Below are 19,423 nucleotides of genomic sequence, written 5' to 3'. Positions count from 1 at the left end.
GCAAGCATAGGCTCGTAAGCATAGGCTCATTAGAATTAGCGCATTAGAAAAACACAACCGAATTAAGAAAGGACAGCATTCATGCTGTCCTTTTGCTTTTGGATCAGAGACTACGATTAATCTTGATTCACAACCGCTTTTGCAAGCTCAGGTAAGCGACCTTGCATCCCCAATGCACGACTCATAATTTCCTGTTTTGCCCCCGGCAATTGCCCTACTAGGCTCATACCGATACCACGGAATAACTTCTTGGCTGGGTTATCGCCTTCAAACAGGTCCTTAAAGCCTTGCATAGCCGCAATCATTTTCGCCGCCTCGGCTTTACGCCAGCGTTCGTATTCTCTTAAATGACGTTTGCGACCCAAGTCTTGTCCTGAGTTCCATAGTTTAAGCAGTTCCTGTGCTAGGCTCGCCGCATCAAGCAGCCCAAGGTTAACCCCCTGCCCTGCTAATGGATGGATCGTATGCGCCGCATCACCGACTAAAGCAACGCGCTCAGTTGCAAAATCTCGAGCATAACGCATGGTCAGCGGGAAAACGCGTCGCTCAGACTGAACTTGGCATAAACCTAAACGGCTATCAAACTCAGCAGTCAACGCTTTATTGAACTCAGCATCTGACATCTTCGCGAGTTTTTCTGCTCGCGTTGGCTCTGTCGACCACACGATGGAGCAAAGGTTATCATCCACCATAGGTAAGAAAGCCAATGGCCCTTGAGAAGTAAACACCTGACGAGCGACACGCTGGTGATGATCCTCTACCGAAATATTCGCAACCAAAGCGCTATGACCATAGTCCCAATGCGTCAGAGGAATATCTTGCTGCTTACGAACCCAAGAGTTGGCGCCATCTGCACCAACGATGAGTTTGCTCGTAAAGGACTGACCGTTATCCAGTGTGGTCCAAACCTCGCTCTCACCAATTGCCATCGATTGGCAGCGGTGCGGCATGAATAGCGTCACGTTACTTTGCTGTTCCACCTGTTCTAGCAGCGCCAACTGAATCACACGATTCTCAACAATATGACCTAGGTTCGGTTGAGACATTTGGCTGGCAGAGAATTCAATACGCGCAAAGCTATCTTGCTCCCACACTTCCATCGCCTGGTAGGGTGCACAGCGGTGGTTTTGAATCGCTTCCCATGCATCCAAATTTTTTAAAATAGTTTCGCTCGCTCGGCTAAGTGCGGAGACACGAATGTCTGGGTCTCCACTCAAATCTTTAGAAGGTTGAGAGCCTTCCACAATTGCGATTCGAATTCCGGTATTTTTTAGGGCACGCGCTAGCGCCAGCCCCACCATTCCGCCACCTACAATGGCGATGTCAAAACTTTGCATCTTTGCCTTACCTTTTCACCACACCCAACGCTCGGTTGAACACTGGCGTCTTCAGACGTGGGAAATTGTCCATCATTGCCAATCCAAGATTTCGAGCTACGCGTAGCGTGAGCAAATCGTTGGAAAATACATGCACCAAACCTGATGTCATGGTTATCGTCAGCTCTCTATCCGACTGACGTTGTGCCTGGAACCTTGTTAGATTAGCGTAATCGCCGACATCTTTAAGGTTTTCCAGTAACGAATCGACCAGAGTCGCAATATCGCGAATTCCGAGGTTGAAGCCTTGCCCTGCTATCGGGTGAAGAGTTTGTGCCGCATTGCCTACCGCAGCCACTCGATGGCTAACGATTTGTGGACGGTGTTTGAGCGAGAGTGGATAGCTAACCACAGAGCCTACGCGAGTAAACCTCCCTAAACGCCACCCGAATGCCTGTTGCAGTTTCTCAAGAAACGCTGACTCCGAGAGCGATTGCACATCCGCTGCCTCCTCTGGGGGCAAGCACCAAACAAGTGAGCTGCGCGATTGTGACATTGGGAGCAAGGCCAATGGACCATGTTCTGTAAATCGTTCAAACGCTCGACCGTTTGGTGCCTCGCTAGTCAGCACATTCGCAATAACGGCAACTTGATTGAAATCTCGAATCTCTTGTCCTAGTCCAACCGCTTGGCAAATCGCAGAATCTGCACCGTCGGCGGCAACCACTAGCTTAGCTTGAAGCTGCTGGTCACCTTCGTCAGAGGTGAGGTCCAGAACCACCTTATCTTGCTGCTGAGCAAGGTGCGTTACTGCGCTAGGGCAGAACAAATCGATGTGGGAGCGAGTGGCTAGCTCATCGCTAAAACGCTGGCCAACTTCAGCCAACTCAACAACATACCCCATTGCATCCAGACCTTCTTTGTCGGCATGGAAGTCAGTCATTCCAGCATGACCTCGGTCTGAGACATGAATATGGGTGATCGGCGTAGCGTGATCCTCGATGAGACGCCACAAGTCGTAACGTTTCAGAAGTTCGACACTGCCATAAGACAGAGCAATAGAGCGAGCATCAAAGCCCGGATGAGCGGCATTACCTTGCGCATATGGCTCGACGACCGCGATCTTTAACGCATGATTAGTGCTGGAATCTAGCGCCATGGCAAGCGTTGCGCCTGCCATAGCTCCACCAGCAATAACAACATCATACTCTTTAGGCACGGATATTCTCCTTGTAGCCAAACCCTCTCAGACCCTAGTGGATAGTAGGTGTCTCTGATTCTTTACTTGGTTTTACGCCAAACTCTGCATGGATGGTCAGAACGCACGCTTTAACATGCTCAATAACCTGCTCAAGCAACTGTGCCTGCTCTTCCATATCATCATCTTCATCGATGCCTAATCTTGCGATCTCTTCTAGGTCCGCGAGCGCTTCTTTGGTGTCCGCCGATGCCTTAGCAAGCTGAGCATTAATAAGCCCCAAGCCAGAGATGAAGTGATTGACCCACTCGCTGAGCCCATCAGCTTGTTCGAACAGATCGGCTTCCACACCTTCACCAGGGATAAACAGTGCGAGCTCAAAGCTCTGCTCAGCCGTGAGCTCTTTGATAGAAAGATCAAGAAACTCTCTAGAGCGAGTCAACAATGATTGCGGCCAACCGAGGCCATCGTTGGTGTAATCAAACAATAGCGGTTGCCAGCTGTCATCCTTTAGCCCTAAACCACCACTCAACATACCGACCAATAGGCCGTGTAGTTCTGCTGGGGAAACGGCAAGTCCTGCCTGCTGTAGCTCTGTCGCCACCGCAATGTAATCGGGTAGTGTTGATTCACTCATAACGATACTCGTTGTCCTGTAGGGTAGTCAGTGGTAAAAAGAACAGACTACCTTGATTCAAATTTGATGTGCCATGCTACCACTTCACACACTTGGCGGAAATGGTGTCGCGCTCGTTTCTGAATAGCTTTTGTGCGAATTGTCGATTTCGTGTGTGATTAGCCACGCATTTGACACTGAGTCACCGGAAAAGCTTGAATCTTAATGTGGCTTTACCTATAGTTTCTCCCTCAACATTACCGCTATTGGTGATACTTAAAAGAGTTCTTGTCATTATGGAAAATCAAGCTGTCGAAGTTGAAATTTTGGGTAAACTGACTCGGGTAAATTGTCCTGCAGATCAGAAAGATACCCTTGTTCAAGCAGCGAAAGACTTGGATAACCGATTGCAAGAAATGTCCGAAAGGACTAAAGTAACCAACGAGTTGAAACTGCTTACCATCGCGGCACTTAATATGTCGTATGAGCTTAACAACCGCAGTAATGAGTCACTTCAAGAAGTGACTGAAATGAACGAGCGCATGGAGCAGCTCGCGGCATCGCTTGATGATGCCATCAGCAAAGTAAAGCAAGGACAGCAAGCCTAATTTTACCCTGGGGTGTGCGTCAGTGGATTTAAGTCCCTGAGCCGATAAGCAATACCAAAGGGTTAGTACTTGATAGCTATTGAGCAAGCTCGGCCCGTACCGAGAAGCCTACGGTTACCATTGCTGATCCGCCTTGAACCAGCTGGTTCAAGGGCCACAATCCTCAACGGCACTCTGGGGTATTCCTAATGTCATTATCGACTAGGCAGCAAATTCGAACCTTGATTCGAGGTCGCCGCCAAGCCATCAGTTCAGACCAACAAATCCGATACTCTGATGAGTTAGTCGAGCGTGCTAAGCAGTTACCAGAACTTAGCCGAGCGAAAAAGATAGCCCTGTATCTTGCCACCGATGGTGAGCTAGATGCCCAGCCAATGATTGAATGGTGCTGGCAGCAAGGCATCGACACCTACCTTCCCGTGATTCACCCTTTTTCCAAGGGCCAATTATTGTTTCTGCGTTACGCACCGACAACGCCTCTGGTGTACAACCAATATAAGATCCTCGAGCCGCGCCTTGATAAGCAAATGATTTGCCCTGTCGCTGACCTCGATATCATTTTTACGCCACTTGTCGCCTTTGACGAGCAGGGTCAACGCTTGGGTATGGGTGGGGGTTACTATGATCGAACGTTGGCACCCTGGGAGTCAAAGTCAACTGGTCCTATCGCGATTGGACTTGCGCACGACTGTCAGCAGGTAAGCGCGCTTCCTACCGAGTTCTGGGACATTCCTCTTAGTACCATCATGACACCGAGCAAGATCTGGCGCTGGTAAATCCCCTCCACCGAGCAAACGATTGCTGTTTTTTGGCGATTTTCTTCATTTCGCCAACTTTACGCTCATTTTTTAATGATTTTGATATATAATTCGCCCGCATTTTCACCTTAAATCTAAAAACTGGGATTTCACCATGACTCAAGACGAGATGAAGAAAGCTGCTGGTTGGGCGGCACTAAAGTATGTTGAAAAAGGCAGCATTGTCGGTGTCGGCACTGGCTCTACTGTTAACCACTTTATTGATGCACTAGGCACAATTAAAGAAGACATCAAAGGTGCTGTTTCAAGCTCTATCGCTTCTACTGAGAAGCTAGAAGCGCTTGGCATCGAAGTTTTCGATTGTAACGATGTGGCTGCGCTCGATGTATATGTCGATGGCGCTGATGAAATCAACGCAACTCGCGACATGATCAAAGGCGGCGGTGCGGCGCTCACTCGTGAGAAGATTGTTGCAGCTATCTCAGACAAGTTCGTGTGTATTGTTGACGGTACTAAGGCTGTAGACGTATTGGGTAAGTTCCCTCTTCCAGTTGAAGTCATCCCAATGGCGCGCTCTTACGTGGCTCGTGAACTAGTAAAACTTGGTGGTGACCCTGTATATCGTGAAGGCGTGGTAACGGATAACGGCAACGTGATCCTAGATGTACACGGTATGCAAATTACTGATCCAAAAGCGATGGAAGACAGCATTAACGCACTAGCAGGTGTTGTTACTGTGGGTCTGTTCGCGCACCGTGGTGCCGACGTAATCATCACAGGTACGCCAGAAGGCGCAAAAATCGAAGATTAATGACCCCACATTCACGTTGTCGCCAGATTTATAACTGGCCGATATATTGAACGTGGTTACGTCATTTGACTACAAACGGCACCCTTGGTGCCGTTTTTTCGTTTTCCTATAAGAAAATTATGCCTTATTCCGTAATTTTCTTACCCATCGTTAAACTTTTTTGTTACTTTATTGGTCACAAGACGCACAAGGAAAACGTTTGCCTCAAGCAGTTGGAAGCTCCCTCCCTGATATTCTCACTGTCAAATGTGCGCCAATTTAGCCCAAATTTCCCATGTTAAGGATGAGTTCAATGGCCAAAGTTTCACTGGAAAAAGACAAGATTAAGATTCTTCTGCTGGAAGGTTTGCATCCATCTTCTGTAGAGGTTCTACAAGCTGCCGGTTACACCAACATCACTTACCACAAAGGCTCTCTGCCAGAAGAAGAGCTAATGGAAGCGGTAAAAGACGTGCACTTTATCGGTATTCGCTCCCGTACTAACCTAACTGACAAGGTGATCAACGCGGCAGAGAAACTGGTGGCGATTGGCTGTTTCTGTATCGGTACTAACCAAGTTAACCTTGAAGCCGCTGCCAAGCGCGGTGTGCCTGTCTTCAACGCTCCATTCTCAAACACGCGAAGTGTAGCTGAGCTAGTACTTGGTCAGATTCTATTGCTACTTCGTGGTATTCCAGAAAAGAATGCACTGGCTCACCGTGGCATCTGGAAGAAGAGTGCCGACAACTCTTATGAAGCTCGTGGTAAGCGCCTAGGTATCATCGGTTACGGTCACATTGGTACTCAGTTGGGTATCATTGCTGAAAACCTAGGTATGCGCGTCTACTTCTACGACATCGAGAACAAACTGTCTCTTGGTAATGCGACTCAAGTCCACACCATGACTGAGTTACTGAACAAGTGTGACGTGATCTCACTGCACGTTCCAGAAACCGCAGGTACTAAGAACATGATGGGCGCGGCAGAGTTCGAACGCATGAAGCCTGGCTCAATCTTCATTAACGCCGCGCGCGGTACTGTAGTTGATATCCCTGCGCTTTGTGATGCACTTGAAGGCGGTCACCTAGCAGGTGCAGCGATTGACGTATTCCCTGAAGAGCCAAAAACCAATGCAGACCCTTTTGAGTCTCCACTGATGAAGTTCGACAACGTGATCCTTACACCGCACGTTGGTGGTTCTACTCAAGAAGCACAAGAAAACATTGGTGTTGAGGTGGCTGGTAAGCTAGCGAAATACTCAGATAACGGCTCAACGCTATCAAGCGTGAACTTCCCAGAAGTATCACTGCCTGAGCACACAGACTGTTCTCGTCTGCTACACATTCACCAAAACCGCCCAGGTATCCTGACGCAAATCAACACCATCTTTGCGGATGAAGGGATCAACATCGCGGGTCAGTACCTGCAGACTTCTGCAGATATCGGTTACGTAGTGATTGATGTTGAGACGGCGCGTTCGGAAGAAGCGTTGGCGAAGTTGAAGCAGATTGAAGGGACGTTGCGAGCGCGTATTCTTCACTAATCGACACGCCCATAAACAGTAAAACGCCCTGCGAATGCAGGGCGTTTTTGTTAGTTGCCAATCCGATAAGTCACATCCACCCGATCACGAATCGTAATCACCGAGTCCTGATAACTATTTGACTCAGCCTTACTATCCATCGCCATCGCACGCATCACCACCGGTTGGTTCATTTGCTGACGGTACTCAATACGCCACACATTCCCAAGCTGCTGTTCAAAGCCTTTCGCCAATGAAGACGCTTTGCTTTGCGCATCTTTTATCGCCGCCATGCGAGCCGCTTCTTGATACTGCCCTTCGTCTTTCACTTTCAGTTGAATGTTGTCGACTTGATTGATTCCAGATTCTAGAGCAAGGTCTAAGTAGTTATTAAGCTTATCTAGATCCATCACCTGAACCGTCACCGTGCGAGAAGCTCGATAACCAATGAGTTCTGGCTTGCCCTTTTCTGGGTAGTGATACTGCGGCGAGAGATACAAATTTGAGCTTTGGATATCCGCTTTATCGATACCATTCTTGGTTAAGCCATCAAGAAATTTATCGACAACGGAGTCCACACCTTGCTTGGCCTGGTCTGCATCCATCTGTGATTGCACCACGCGAACTGAAAACTCAGCCATATCGGGCTTGGCCTGGATCTCGCCGTAACCCGTTGTGGAGATGTGAGCAAAGTCTGGTTGACTCGCAAATACCGGTGCCGCAGCTAAACTCGCAGTTAATACACCGACTACCCATTTACCAGCAAACGATTTTTTCATGAAGACTCCTCGTCTTATTTCTCATACTCAATGTTAGGCATAAGTTCAGACTATAGGTTCCCAAACATTGCAAAGCTGACAGAAAGTTGACCAAAGGTTTTTGTCGTTACTGCGGTAAAAACTGGCGAGCATGTCCTATGATGGCATCTGAGACTTCACTGAGTACCCCGCTCTCAAGCTGCCAGTGATGCCAGTAGATCTGATGTGACAGTAAGATATTAGGGGTCAATTCGATGAGGGCGCCAGACTCTAGCTCTTCTTGGATTTGAAGCTTAGGGATCAGACAGTATGCGACACCAGCAACAGCCAGCTTCACAAACGCCTCTGAGCTTCGCACTGTATGTTTGAGTATGTTCCCACGCATGATATTGAAGTGCTGGTTAACAAACTTCTGATGCATTTTGTCGTGCTGATCATAAGCAACCGCTGGTGCTTTCATCAAGGTTTCACGATTCACGCCTTGGCTAAAGTAACGCTTAATAAAGCTCGGGCTCGCCACGCAAAGGTAATCCACGCGCCCCAAATAGTCTGCTACACAGCCAGGGATTGATTGTGGCTCGAGACTGATTGCGCCCACCACTTCACCATTTTTCAGCTTTTCTATGGTTCGACCTTCATCATCAACAATAAGGTCGAGTTCGACACGCTTAGATTCGAGCAGAGGAAACAGACTTGGAAGTAACCAAGTGGCGAGACTATCTGCGTTAGTGGCCAAGGACACCGATAAAGGTTTATCGCCAAGATCCGCGGCAAGCTCAGGCACCAATTCTTGCTCAAGTAGGCGCACTCGACGATATAGACCTAACAGCTTTTTACCTACAGCGGTTGGACGCGGTGGTTGCTCGCGAACCAATACCGGTTGCGCTAACCATTTTTCCAGTTGCTTCACGCGCTGAGATACGGCAGATTGAGAGATATACAAGTGCTCCGCTGCTTTATCGAAGCTTTTTTGCTCAACAATGGCATCCAGTGCCTCTATCCATTTGTAGTCTAATCCGCGCATCTTTTAACCTCTCAAAACAGTCATTAGCTAAGCTTATTTCTCATTAATATTATTAACTATCCTAATCATAATCGAATCGCTATTCTCTCGCTCTCTTTTATGCAGTGGTGAGGAAATTAAAGTGAATTTTTGGGTGCTTCTTCAAGGTTTCGGATTGGGCGCAACAATGATTATCCCAATTGGCGCTCAGAACGCTTATGTATTAAATCAGGGGATTAAACGCAATCACCACCTGACAACAGCAACGGTGTGCAGCCTGCTAGACATGACGTTCATCTCACTGGGTATCTTTGGTGGCGGTGCGATTCTATCGCAAAATGAGCTGCTGCTTACCGCTGTCACTTTAGGTGGCATCGCCTTTCTAACCGGGTATGGTTTGTTGTCACTGCGCAGCGCGTTTAAAGCACCTGCAGCAAAAGAGTCCTCAGGTGAGGTATTGGCACGCGGAAGACGTACAGTGGTTTTAGGAGCCCTAGCGGTAACGGTATTGAACCCACACCTCTATCTAGATACGGTTGTTATCCTTGGCTCCATTGGTGGTCAATTTGAAGGGAATGACCGAATTGCTTTTGCTATTGGTACAGTACTCGCGTCATTCGTTTGGTTCTATTCCCTGTCGATGGGCGCAGCTAAACTTGGTCCAACGCTATCAAAACCGAAAGTTAAAAAGGGTATCGACTTGGCGGTGGCGGCAATGATGTTTACTATTGCTCTGTTACTAACAAAAGGATTAATGGAGTAAGTCTTGATGGACAGAACAGAAGCCATCTACCTCGCTAACGTCGCGCTTTTGGAGCAGTTATCCGTCTCCTTTTCCAAGTGGCAACATGAGCCTATTCTGGATTTTGAAACTGATGTTCGTATAGCAAAAGAGCTTGGCTGGACCGGGCTACATAGCAAAAGCCTGTTTTTGAAAAAGAAAGGCGGTGGGTTTGCTCTGTTCCTAACCGATAAAGACTCAAGGCTAGACAAAGCGCAGCTAAAACAAGCGCTCGGCAAACGCACCTCTATCTGTAGCAATGAAGAAATGATTGAACAAATAGGCTGTGTTCCTGGCGCTGTCTGTCCTATCGGCTTGCCCGATGACATCTCTATCGTTGTCGATGGCCGTTTGTTTGATGCCGAAGAGATCCTCTATACGCCAGGTAAGCCCGAGTGGACATTTGGTATTGATGGCAATACTCTTAAACAAGTGTTAGATAGCATTCCAAACCAAGTCATTGAAATCGAAAAAGGAGAAGCCTAGCTTCTCCTTTTTACATCTGACTTAAACGCCTGAGCGATCAGTCCACTTTGTTCAAGTGCACATCCATCTGAGGGAATGGGATCTCGATACCTTCGGCATCCAACGCTTCTTTGATCGCTTGTAAGGTATCAAAGTAAACGTCCCAGTATTGCTCAGTACGAACCCAAGGGCGAGCTACGAAGTTCACTGACGAGTCAGCAAGTGCAACGACACCCACGGTAATACCAGGCTCTTTAAGGATGCGCTCGTCTGCTTCAAGGGTCTTACGAATCACCTCTTTTGCCTTTTTAAGATCAGAGCCATAAGAGACACCTATCACGTGGTCGATACGACGAGTTGCATGACGCGAATAGTTGGTGATCGGAGAGCCAATCACTGACGCGTTTGGGACTACAACCATTTTATTATCTGGCGTGGTAAGGACGGTTTGGAAAATCTGAATAGAATCCACCGAACCCGCTACACCACCAATCTCTACGTAGTCACCTGACTTAAACGGACGGAAACCAACAATAAGCACACCCGCTGCAAAGTTAGAGAGCGAGCCTTGCAGAGCAAGACCGATAGCTAAACCGGCAGCACCGATAACTGCTACCACTGAGGCGGTTTGTACGCCGATGCGACTTAGTGCAGCAATGAGTACGATAACAAACAAGGTGTAGCGTACAATCCCATGGATAAACTCAACGACGGCTTTATCCATCTTCTTCTTGTGCAGCAGCTTAGCGACGCTGCCCGCTATCGCTTTAACGATAATGTTACCGATAAATAGGATAAGCAGTGCAGAGATGATGTTTACACCGTACTGGATCAGAAGATCAGAGTTATTGGTTAGCCATTTTTCTGCATGCGACAGGCTATCCACGAGCGGAGTTTCGATATCAACTGACTCACCAGCCATATTGCGTACCTCTTAAATAAAACAAATTGGGCAAAGCGAGTCTTAGCTAATACCACTGTTCTATTAGCAAAGGCGCGCCGTAATCAGCAATGCATACAGCAAATCAATATCAATACACATTACTTAACAAAAGGTTACGCAAACATATGCGTTAATGCCAGTTTTTTTAAGATCAATCACACAATTTTCATCAGACACAAAAAAAGCCGCTCCAAAGAGCGACTTTTTTCATCTTACTATCAGTTAAATCTTATGCGATTTAATCTTATAGTACGTCGATAGCGTTTAGGTCAGCGAAAGCTTTCTCTAGACGAGCAACCATTGAAGATTGACCAGCACGTAGCCATACGCGTGGATCGTAGTACTTCTTGTTTGGCGCGTCTTCACCCGTTGGGTTACCGATTTGACCTTGTAGGTAATCGTGGTTTTCAGCTTCGTAAGTACGGATACCGTCCCAAGTTGCCCACTGTGTATCAGTATCGATGTTCATTTTGATAACACCGTAGCTGATAGACTCTTGGATTTCTGCTTCAGTAGAACCAGAACCACCGTGGAATACGAAGTTTAGAGCGTTAGGTGCGATACCGAACTTCTCTGCACAGTATGCTTGAGAGTCACGTAGGATAGTTGGAGTTAGAACAACGTTACCTGGCTTGTAAACACCGTGTACGTTACCGAAAGAAGCAGCGATAGTGAAACGTGGGCTAACAGCAACTAGTTTCTCGTATGCGTATGCTACGTCTTCTGGAGAAGTGTAAAGCTCAGATGCGTCCATGTGAGAGTTATCTACGCCATCTTCTTCACCACCAGTACAACCTAGTTCGATCTCAAGAGTCATACCCATTTTCGCCATGCGAGCTAGGTACTTAGCAGAGATTTCGATGTTCTCTTCTAGAGACTCTTCAGAAAGGTCAATCATGTGAGAAGAGAATAGAGGCTTACCAGTTTGAGCGAAGAACTCTTCACCTGCATCTAGAAGACCGTCGATCCAAGGTAGAAGTTTCTTAGCAGCGTGGTCAGTGTGAAGGATAACTGGAACACCGTAAGACTCAGCTACTGCGTGTACGTATTTCGCACCAGCAACTGCACCTAGGATTTGTGCGCCTTGACCTTCAAGCTTAACGCCTTTACCAGCGAAGAAGCCAGCACCGCCGTTAGAGAACTGAACTACAACTGGAGCTTTAACTTTAGCTGCAGCTTCAAGAACACCGTTGATAGAGTCAGTGTTAACTACGTTAACTGCAGGAAGAGCGAAGTTGTTCTCTTTAGCAACTTCAAATACTTTCTGAACGTCATCGCCAGAGATAACACCTGGTTTTACGAAGTCGAAGATCTTAGACATGGAATAAGTCCTATTTTCTGTCGTTTTAAATAAAAATTGGCAATCGTTTGCTCACAATGGGCGGCATTGTATCAAAGTTAACCAGCCATTGCAGCATAGATAAAAGCGGACCAATCAGTCCGCTTTATAAAAAGATAATTATGCTTTAGCACGCTCTTCAAGCATTGCTACTGCTGGTAGTACTTTACCTTCAACAAACTCAAGGAAAGCACCGCCACCTGTAGAGATGTAAGAAACGTCAGCTTTGATACCGAACTTGTCGATAGCTGCTAGCGTGTCACCACCACCTGCTACAGAGAAACCTTCAGATTCAGCGATCGCTTTAGAAATGCCTTCTGTACCCGCTTCGAAGTTCTTGAATTCGAATACGCCAACAGGGCCGTTCCATAGGATAGTTTTAGCATCTTTCAGGATTTTCGCTAGTTCAGCAGTTGAGTCTGGACCTAGGTCGAAAATCATGTCGTCATCTTGAACTTCAGATACGTGCTTGATTTCAGCTTCTGCGTTCTCGTCGAATGCTTTTGCACATGCAACGTCAGTCGCAACTGGAATTGCACACTCGTCCATTAGCTTCTTAGCTGTGTCTACTAGGTCTGCTTCGTATAGAGACTTGCCAACGTTGTGGCCAGCTGCAGCGATGAACGTGTTCGCGATACCACCACCAACAACAAGTTGGTCAGCGATTTTAGATAGAGACTCAAGAACCGTTAGCTTAGTCGATACTTTAGAACCACCAACGATAGCAACCATTGGACGAGCAGGCTTGTCCATTGCTTTGCCTAGTGCCTCTAGTTCGTTAGCTAGTAGAGGACCAGCACACGCTACAGGCGCGTTCATGCCAACACCGTGAGTTGAAGCTTGTGCACGGTGAGCAGTACCGAATGCATCCATTACGAAGATGTCACACAGTGCAGCGTATTTCTTAGATAGCTCTTCTTCGTTCTTCTTTTCGCCTTTGTTAAAGCGAACGTTTTCAAGAACAACTAGCTCACCAGCGTTAAGCTCTAGGCCGTCTAGGTAATCTTTTGCTAGTTTAACGTCGCAATCTAGTGCGTCGTTTAGGTAGTTAACTACAGGTTGTAGAGAGAATTCTTCTGCGTACTCGCCTTCAGTAGGACGACCAAGGTGAGACGTAACCATAACTTTAGCGCCAGCTTCTAGGCAGTGCTTGATGGTTGGTAGAGACGCAATGATACGAGCGTCAGATGTTACTTTACCGTCTTTTACAGGTACGTTCAGATCAGCACGGATAAATACGCGTTTACCTGCTAGATCCAGGTCAGTCATCTTGATTACAGACATGTTTAGTCCTCTCAACTAAAAAATAAATAAAGTTTTTGAAACCCGGCTTCTTGCCAAGTTTTAGAATTCATCAACTGCTTACTTATATTGGGCTCATGAATATTAATTTCAACCTTCGAAATTAATATTTTTCCCCAAGAGCGCCCTTGATACTACTGAGACGCTTGCATTGCTAACGCGGTGTCTAACATGCGGTTAGCAAAGCCCCACTCGTTGTCGCACCACACCAGCATTTTGACTAGACGACCGTCACTCACTCGAGTCTGTGTCCCATCAACAATGGCGCTGTGCGGGTCGTGGTTAAAGTCCACGGAAACCAGCGGTGCTTCAGTATAGTCAACAATGCCGTCTAATGTACACCGAGAAGCGTTAATAATGACTTGATTTACGTCATTAACTTTCACATTCGTATTTATAGTTACACTAAGATCCATAGCGGTGACGTTAATTGTTGGCACTCTTACAGAAATTGCTTCAAATTTGTTAGAAAATTTCGGAAAGATGCGTTCGATGCCCTTATGGAGTTTCGTATCCACCGGAATGATGGATAAACTGGCTGAGCGTGTACGGCGTAGATCACCATGGTAAGCGTCGATAACTTGTTGATCATTCATTGAAGAGTGAATGCTGGTGATAGTCCCAGAATCGATACCAAAGGCTTCATCTAACGCTTGAATAACCGGCACGATACAGTTCGTGGTACAAGAACCATTCGAGACTATGGTGTGATCTTTGGTCAGGGTATGGTGGTTAACACCGTAGATAACGGTGTTATCAAGATCATTGCTGCCTGGGTGAGAAAACAGCACCTTCTTTGCGCCAGCTTCGATATGTTTCTCGCCATCAGCGCGGCTACCGAATACACCAGTGCAATCTAATACGATATCAACCTCTAGGTTTTTCCATGGCAACAGGCTGATGTCTTCAAGGTGCAAAATACGAATGGTGTCGAACTGACCATCTTTATGCGTAAGGTACAAATGCTCTTGGTCATGAGACACCTTCTTATCAAAACGACCATGACTGGTATCGTATTGAAGCAGGTGAGCCATCGCTTCAGGTTGCGCCAACTCGTTAACGGCGACGACTTTAATTTGGTCGTTCTTCTCGCTTTCGTATAGCGCTCTGAGTACATTCCGTCCAATGCGTCCAAAGCCATTAATTGCCACTCTTAGCATCGCATTACGCCTTTTTGTTCACGTGATAAAGGCTTGCATGGTAACCGATAACGGTTGCTTTCGCATCAAGAGTTGTAAGCTGGTGACAATGAGTTTCTCGACCCAGAAAAAAACCGAGCACTAGGCTCGGTTTTTCATTTCAAGAAGAAAGGTGCTTATGCAAGCAGCTCTTTTGCCGTGTTCACAACGTTTTCCGTTGTGAAGCCGAACATCTTGAATAGCTCGCCTGCTGGTGCAGACTCACCGAATGTCGTCATACCGATGATCTTGCCGCCGAAGCCAACATACTTGTACCAGTAGTCCGCAATACCCGCTTCAACCGCGATACGCTTAGTCACTGCCGCTGGAAGAACGGCTTCACGGTATGCTTCATCTTGCGCGTCAAATACGTCAGTTGAAGGAAGAGACACTACGCGTACTTTCTTACCTTCAGCCGTTAGCTCAGCGTAAGCATTTGTTGCTAGCTCAACTTCAGAACCTGTCGCAATAAGGATTAGCTCTGGCGTGCCTTCGCAATCCTTCAGGATGTAACCACCTTTAGCAACGTTTGCTAGCTGCTCAGCGTCACGATCTTGCTGTGTTAGGTTTTGACGAGAGAAGATCAGCGATGTTGGGCCGTCTTTACGTTCAATTGCGTATTTCCAAGCCACTGCAGACTCAACCTGGTCACATGGACGCCATGTGCTCATGTTTGGCGTCACACGTAGTGATGCGATTTGCTCAACCGGTTGGTGCGTCGGGCCATCTTCACCCAGACCGATAGAGTCGTGAGTGTAAACCTGAATGTTTTGCACTTTCATCAGTGCAGCCATACGCATTGCGTTGCGTGCGTATTCCATGAACATTAGGAAAGTTGCACCGTATGGTACGAAACCACCGTGCAGAGCGATACCGTTGATGATCGCTGTCATACCGAATTCACGTACACCGTAGTGGATGTAGTTACCAGACGCATCGTCAGCCGTTAGCGACTGAGAACCAGACCACATGGTTAGGTTTGATGGCGCTAGGTCAGCAGAGCCGCCCATGAATTCAGGAAGCATCTTACCGAACGCTTCTAGTGCGTTTTGCGACGCTTTACGTGATGCAATGTTTGCAGGGTTTGCTTGAAGGTCAGCAATGATCTTGCTTGCTTCTTGTTCCCACTGAGCAGGAAGCTCACCGTTCACACGACGCTTAAACTCAGCCGCAAGCTCTGGGTAAGCCGCTTCATAAGCTGCTAGCTTCTCGTTCCAAGCTGCTTCTTTTGCGTTACCCGCTTCGTTTGCATCCCACTCTGCTTTGATGTCAGCAGGGATTTCGAATGGACCGTGTTCCCAACCTAGGAATTCACGCGCTGCTGCAATTTCGTCGTGACCTAGTGGTGCACCGTGACAGTCGTGAGAGCCCGCTTTGTTTGGTGAACCAAAACCGATGATGGTTTTAGTACAGATAAGTGTTGGACGTGGATCCGCTTTTGCCGCTTCAATCGCTGCATTGATCGCGTCAGCATCGTGACCGTCTACTGCAGGGATTACGTGCCAGCCGTAAGCTTCGAAGCGCTTAGGTGTGTCATCAGAGAACCAACCTTCCACTTCACCATCGATAGAGATACCGTTGTCATCCCAGAACGCGATCAGCTTGCCTAGACCTAGGGTACCCGCTAGTGAACACGCTTCGTGAGAGATACCTTCCATCAGACAGCCATCACCCATGAAGACATAAGTGAAGTGGTCAACGATATCGTGACCTTCTTTGTTGAACTGCGCTGCAAGAGATTTCTCAGCAATCGCCATACCAACCGCGTTAGTGATGCCTTGACCTAGTGGACCCGTCGTCGTCTCGATACCTGGTGCATAACCGTACTCTGGGTGACCTGGTGTTTTTGAGTGCAGTTGACGGAAGTTTTTAAGATCGTCAATTGATAGCTCGTAACCGCTTAGGTGAAGCAGAGAGTAAATCAGCATTGAGCCGTGGCCGTTTGACAGTACGAAACGGTCGCGGTCAGCCCACTCTGGGTTTGACGGGTTGTGATTTAGGTGAGAACGCCAAAGAACTTCAGCGATATCTGCCATACCCATTGGTGCACCTGGGTGACCTGAGTTAGCTTGTTGAACACCATCCATGCTTAGCGCGCGGATTGCATTAGCGAGTTGTTTACGAGAAGACATGTCTGCTCCTGAGTGCATTAAGCGAATTCCAAGTTTTTCATAGACTGATTGAATAATCAGCGGCGGCTATTGTCGCAAAGCCATATAGTCTCTGCAAACGATTTACCGTCATTTTTTGGCATTATCGCCGAATAATGTCGCCGGAATGTGGCGATCCACGCGTAAAATAGGCAAACGTTTGGCTATATGTTAAAAGCAAAAATCGCTTGCTAATCGAACATTGATGACTAGAATAGACGTCTAGATGTAGATACACCTACTATATATCATTGAATTTATTACAAGTGAGTGATTCGACACTCGCTTAAAAACAGTAATTGGAGCTCTCATGGCTAAGCACCTGTTTACTTCTGAGTCAGTATCAGAAGGCCATCCAGATAAAATCGCAGACCAAATCTCTGACGCGGTTCTTGATGCAATCCTAGAACAAGATCCAAAAGCACGTGTTGCTTGTGAAACTTACGTTAAGACTGGCATGGTGATGGTGGGTGGTGAGATCACTACTTCAGCATGGGTAGACATCGAAGAGCTAACTCGTGAAACTGTTCGCGAAATCGGCTACGTTCACTCTGACATGGGTTTTGACGCAGACTCTTGTGCCGTTCTAAACACCATCGGTAAGCAGTCTCCAGACATCAACCAAGGTGTTGATAAAGAAGATCCAAAAGAGCAAGGCGCGGGCGACCAAGGCATCATGTTCGGTTACGCAACCAACGAAACTGACATCCTAATGCCAGCACCTATCACTTACTCTCACCGTCTTGTTCAAAAGCAAGCGGAAGTACGTAAGAACGGCACTCTGCCTTGGCTACGTCCTGACGCTAAGTCTCAGGTAACGTTCCAATACGACCAAGGTAAGATCGTTGGTATCGATGCGGTTGTTCTTTCAACTCAGCACTGTGATTCAATCTCAACACCTGACCTGCGTGAAGCAGTAATGGAAGAGATCATCAAGCCAGTACTACCATCTGAGTGGATCAACAAAGAAACCAACTTCTTCATCAACCCAACCGGTCGTTTCGTAATCGGTGGTCCTATGGGTGACTGTGGTCTAACGGGTCGTAAGATCATCGTTGATACCTACGGCGGCGCAGCTCGTCACGGTGGCGGTGCATTCTCTGGTAAAGATCCATCAAAAGTTGACCGCTCCGCAGCATACGCAGCACGTTATGTAGCGAAGAACATCGTAGCGGCTGGTATGGCTGACCGTTGTGAGATCCAACTGTCTTACGCAATCGGTGTTGCTGATCCAACATCTATCATGGTTGAGACATTTGGTACTGAAAAAGTTTCTCACGACATCATCGTAGAGGCGGTTCGTCAAAACTTCGACCTGCGTCCATATGGCCTGCAAGAGATGCTAAACCTACTGCAACCTATCTATAAGAAGACTGCAGCATACGGTCACTTCGGTCGTGAAGAGTTCCCTTGGGAAGCGACAGACAAAGCAGCCATCCTACGTGATTTCGCTGGTCTGTAATTACTCTTAGTCTGAGTATTTACTCCAAAAAAGCCCTCAAATTTTTTTGAGGGCTTTTTTATTTTTTTAATCCTGTCTTTTCAAACACTTTATTACAAAGTTGTTAACTTCAACTCAGATGGCTTTGATTTAATACCCTTTTGAAAATTGTGTTTTCCTGTAACACGGTCAATAGTTAATCAAAAGTGCCCTTGCGAATAGACCAATTTGCTCGGTTTGTTCGTATGCAAAATAGAGCACTTAAGAGGGGAAGACGCTAATAACGGTAAGCTGGTAAGGACACGTCAACTGCGGCGAGAGTCACTGCTCGTGTTAACACCGCGACTATTAGCGCCATGCCCTGATAAAACGAAGGCCAGTTTGTCAATCAGGGAGGACATATGCCTCGAACTGTAAATTCTGATGACTTCCAGAAGAAACATGAAGTCAGGGATCAAGATTACGCTAAAACCATTCCGTGCAACCAACTGAGTGTATCAGCCCCATTCCACTGGCTTGCGCTCGGCTTGCATGACCTCATACGTATGCCAATCATTAGTGCTTTCTACGGGCTCTGCTTTACCGCAGCTGCGGTCGCGATCGTTCTATTGGTGCAATGGCAAGGTACACACCTCGTCATTATGCCAAGTCTCGTGGTTTATATGCTTATCGGGCCTTTCTTGGCGCTGGGTCTTTATGATGCCGCTTGGGAGAGAGAAAAAGGGCACAAACCGAGCCTGTTCCATTCCATGAAAGCGATTGGTCGCAACTCATCATCACAATGGGCGTTTGCCGTGTTACTTGCGGTAGCGATGATATTTTGGATGCGTATCGCTGCGCTGTTACATGCGCTCTACCCATCAGTGCAAGGCGCTCCCCTAACCGAGTTCGCGCCGTTTTTGATTACCGGCAGTGTTGTTGGCGCGGTTATCGCAGCGGTAATTTTCAGCATCTCAGCCTTCTCGATCCCTCTTATGATGGAGCGTCGAGTCGACATCATGACCGCGGTCTTCACCAGCTTTAATGCGGTGAAATCCAACGTTCCAGCCATGATAGTGTGGGCTCTTATCATCTGCGGCGGTATTTTAATTGGCTTTGCCACCTATGGGATTGGAATGATTGTGACCATGCCGATTCTTGGCTACGGAACCTGGCACGCATATCATGAGACTATCAAGAAGAAGCATCATGTCTGATGCGTTGGCATAACATCACATCCTGAGTAGAATAGCGCCCTGTTTGGGCGCTTTTTGTT

General features: G+C 47.3%; 18 protein-coding genes and 1 other RNA gene. 9 read left to right on the top strand and 10 right to left on the bottom strand.

The annotated features are described in order from the left end of the window. Positions 1 to 116: 116 nt before the first annotated feature. From LY387_RS01915 to LY387_RS01905, 3 genes are all read right to left on the bottom strand, one after another. Positions 117 to 1,337 (bottom strand): FAD-dependent 2-octaprenylphenol hydroxylase, encoded by a 1,221-nt coding sequence (locus LY387_RS01915; protein WP_234495129.1) that lies wholly within the window; start codon positions 1,335 to 1,337, stop codon positions 117 to 119. Between the two features lie 7 nt (positions 1,338 to 1,344). Then, the gene (ubiH, locus tag LY387_RS01910; protein ID WP_234496037.1) at positions 1,345 to 2,496 is read right to left on the bottom strand and encodes a 2-octaprenyl-6-methoxyphenyl hydroxylase; all 1,152 of its coding nucleotides are present in this window, start codon (positions 2,494 to 2,496) and stop codon (positions 1,345 to 1,347) included. Positions 2,497 to 2,569: 73 nt separating this feature from the next. After that, a complete protein-coding gene (locus LY387_RS01905; protein WP_234495128.1) occupies positions 2,570 to 3,151 on the bottom strand; it encodes a YecA family protein in 582 nt (193 codons plus the stop codon). 275 nt (positions 3,152 to 3,426) lie between these two features. On the opposite strand from LY387_RS01905, the gene zapA reads away from it, so the two are divergent. The 5 genes from zapA (at position 3,427) to serA (ending at position 6,829) form a co-directional block, all read left to right on the top strand. After that, positions 3,427 to 3,738, top strand: coding sequence for a cell division protein ZapA (gene zapA / locus LY387_RS01900; RefSeq protein WP_042473283.1), 312 nt, complete (start codon positions 3,427 to 3,429; stop codon positions 3,736 to 3,738). A gap of 1 nt (position 3,739) precedes the next feature. After that, positions 3,740 to 3,923, top strand: a non-coding RNA gene (gene ssrS / locus LY387_RS01895) — 6S RNA. A gap of 3 nt (positions 3,924 to 3,926) precedes the next feature. Beyond that, entirely contained in the window at positions 3,927 to 4,514 is a 588-nt protein-coding gene (locus LY387_RS01890; protein WP_234495127.1) for a 5-formyltetrahydrofolate cyclo-ligase, read from the top strand. A 136-nt stretch (positions 4,515 to 4,650) separates the two neighbouring features. Continuing rightward, positions 4,651 to 5,307 (top strand): ribose-5-phosphate isomerase RpiA, encoded by a 657-nt coding sequence (rpiA, locus tag LY387_RS01885; RefSeq protein WP_234495126.1) that lies wholly within the window; start codon positions 4,651 to 4,653, stop codon positions 5,305 to 5,307. Positions 5,308 to 5,599: 292 nt separating this feature from the next. Beyond that, entirely contained in the window at positions 5,600 to 6,829 is a 1,230-nt protein-coding gene (gene serA / locus LY387_RS01880; protein ID WP_042473278.1) for a phosphoglycerate dehydrogenase, read from the top strand. 50 nt (positions 6,830 to 6,879) lie between these two features. On the opposite strand, the gene LY387_RS01875 is transcribed toward serA, so the two are convergent. Together LY387_RS01875 and LY387_RS01870 are read right to left on the bottom strand one after the other, a co-directional pair. Continuing rightward, positions 6,880 to 7,587 carry an oxidative stress defense protein gene (locus LY387_RS01875; RefSeq protein ID WP_234495125.1) on the bottom strand — a complete coding sequence of 236 codons (708 nt, stop codon included), beginning with the start codon at positions 7,585 to 7,587 and terminating at the stop codon, positions 6,880 to 6,882. Positions 7,588 to 7,693: 106 nt separating this feature from the next. Beyond that, positions 7,694 to 8,590: a LysR family transcriptional regulator ArgP gene (locus LY387_RS01870; RefSeq protein ID WP_234495124.1), complete on the bottom strand. Its 897-nt coding sequence runs from the start codon at positions 8,588 to 8,590 to the stop codon at positions 7,694 to 7,696. Positions 8,591 to 8,711: 121 nt separating this feature from the next. On the opposite strand from LY387_RS01870, the gene LY387_RS01865 reads away from it, so the two are divergent. Both LY387_RS01865 and LY387_RS01860 read left to right on the top strand, forming a co-directional pair. After that, positions 8,712 to 9,332, top strand: a complete 621-nt coding sequence (locus LY387_RS01865) for a LysE/ArgO family amino acid transporter (RefSeq protein WP_042496218.1) — start codon at positions 8,712 to 8,714, stop codon at positions 9,330 to 9,332. A gap of 6 nt (positions 9,333 to 9,338) precedes the next feature. Further along, positions 9,339 to 9,836 carry a YbaK/EbsC family protein gene (locus LY387_RS01860; RefSeq protein ID WP_234495123.1) on the top strand — a complete coding sequence of 166 codons (498 nt, stop codon included), beginning with the start codon at positions 9,339 to 9,341 and terminating at the stop codon, positions 9,834 to 9,836. Between the two features lie 37 nt (positions 9,837 to 9,873). Here the strand turns inward: LY387_RS01860 and mscS are convergent, their stop codons facing one another. From mscS to tkt, 5 genes are all read right to left on the bottom strand, one after another. Continuing rightward, complete coding sequence (gene mscS, locus LY387_RS01855) at positions 9,874 to 10,737, bottom strand: small-conductance mechanosensitive channel MscS (protein ID WP_128649343.1); 864 nt, start codon at positions 10,735 to 10,737, stop codon at positions 9,874 to 9,876. Between the two features lie 265 nt (positions 10,738 to 11,002). After that, positions 11,003 to 12,079, bottom strand: a complete 1,077-nt coding sequence (gene fbaA / locus LY387_RS01850; RefSeq protein ID WP_128649344.1) for a class II fructose-bisphosphate aldolase — start codon at positions 12,077 to 12,079, stop codon at positions 11,003 to 11,005. A gap of 138 nt (positions 12,080 to 12,217) precedes the next feature. Further along, positions 12,218 to 13,381: a phosphoglycerate kinase gene (locus LY387_RS01845; RefSeq protein ID WP_128649345.1), complete on the bottom strand. Its 1,164-nt coding sequence runs from the start codon at positions 13,379 to 13,381 to the stop codon at positions 12,218 to 12,220. A 152-nt stretch (positions 13,382 to 13,533) separates the two neighbouring features. Continuing rightward, on the bottom strand, positions 13,534 to 14,559 hold the full coding sequence (gene epd, locus LY387_RS01840; protein WP_234495122.1) for an erythrose-4-phosphate dehydrogenase: 1,026 nt from the start codon (positions 14,557 to 14,559) through the stop codon (positions 13,534 to 13,536). A 155-nt stretch (positions 14,560 to 14,714) separates the two neighbouring features. Next, a complete protein-coding gene (tkt, locus tag LY387_RS01835; RefSeq protein WP_042473261.1) occupies positions 14,715 to 16,727 on the bottom strand; it encodes a transketolase in 2,013 nt (670 codons plus the stop codon). A 310-nt stretch (positions 16,728 to 17,037) separates the two neighbouring features. On the opposite strand from tkt, the gene metK reads away from it, so the two are divergent. Further along, positions 17,038 to 18,189: a methionine adenosyltransferase gene (metK, locus tag LY387_RS01830; RefSeq protein ID WP_234495121.1), complete on the top strand. Its 1,152-nt coding sequence runs from the start codon at positions 17,038 to 17,040 to the stop codon at positions 18,187 to 18,189. A 380-nt stretch (positions 18,190 to 18,569) separates the two neighbouring features. Then, positions 18,570 to 19,364 carry a DUF2189 domain-containing protein gene (locus LY387_RS01825; protein ID WP_234495120.1) on the top strand — a complete coding sequence of 265 codons (795 nt, stop codon included), beginning with the start codon at positions 18,570 to 18,572 and terminating at the stop codon, positions 19,362 to 19,364. The last annotated feature ends 59 nt before the right edge of the window (positions 19,365 to 19,423 follow it).

Origin of the sequence: Vibrio maritimus (genome assembly GCF_021441885.1) — a bacterium.
Classification (GTDB): domain Bacteria; phylum Pseudomonadota; class Gammaproteobacteria; order Enterobacterales; family Vibrionaceae; genus Vibrio; species Vibrio maritimus_B.
The sequence above is the reverse complement of the archived record's forward strand: the minus strand, read 5'-3'. Positions and strand labels throughout refer to the sequence as shown.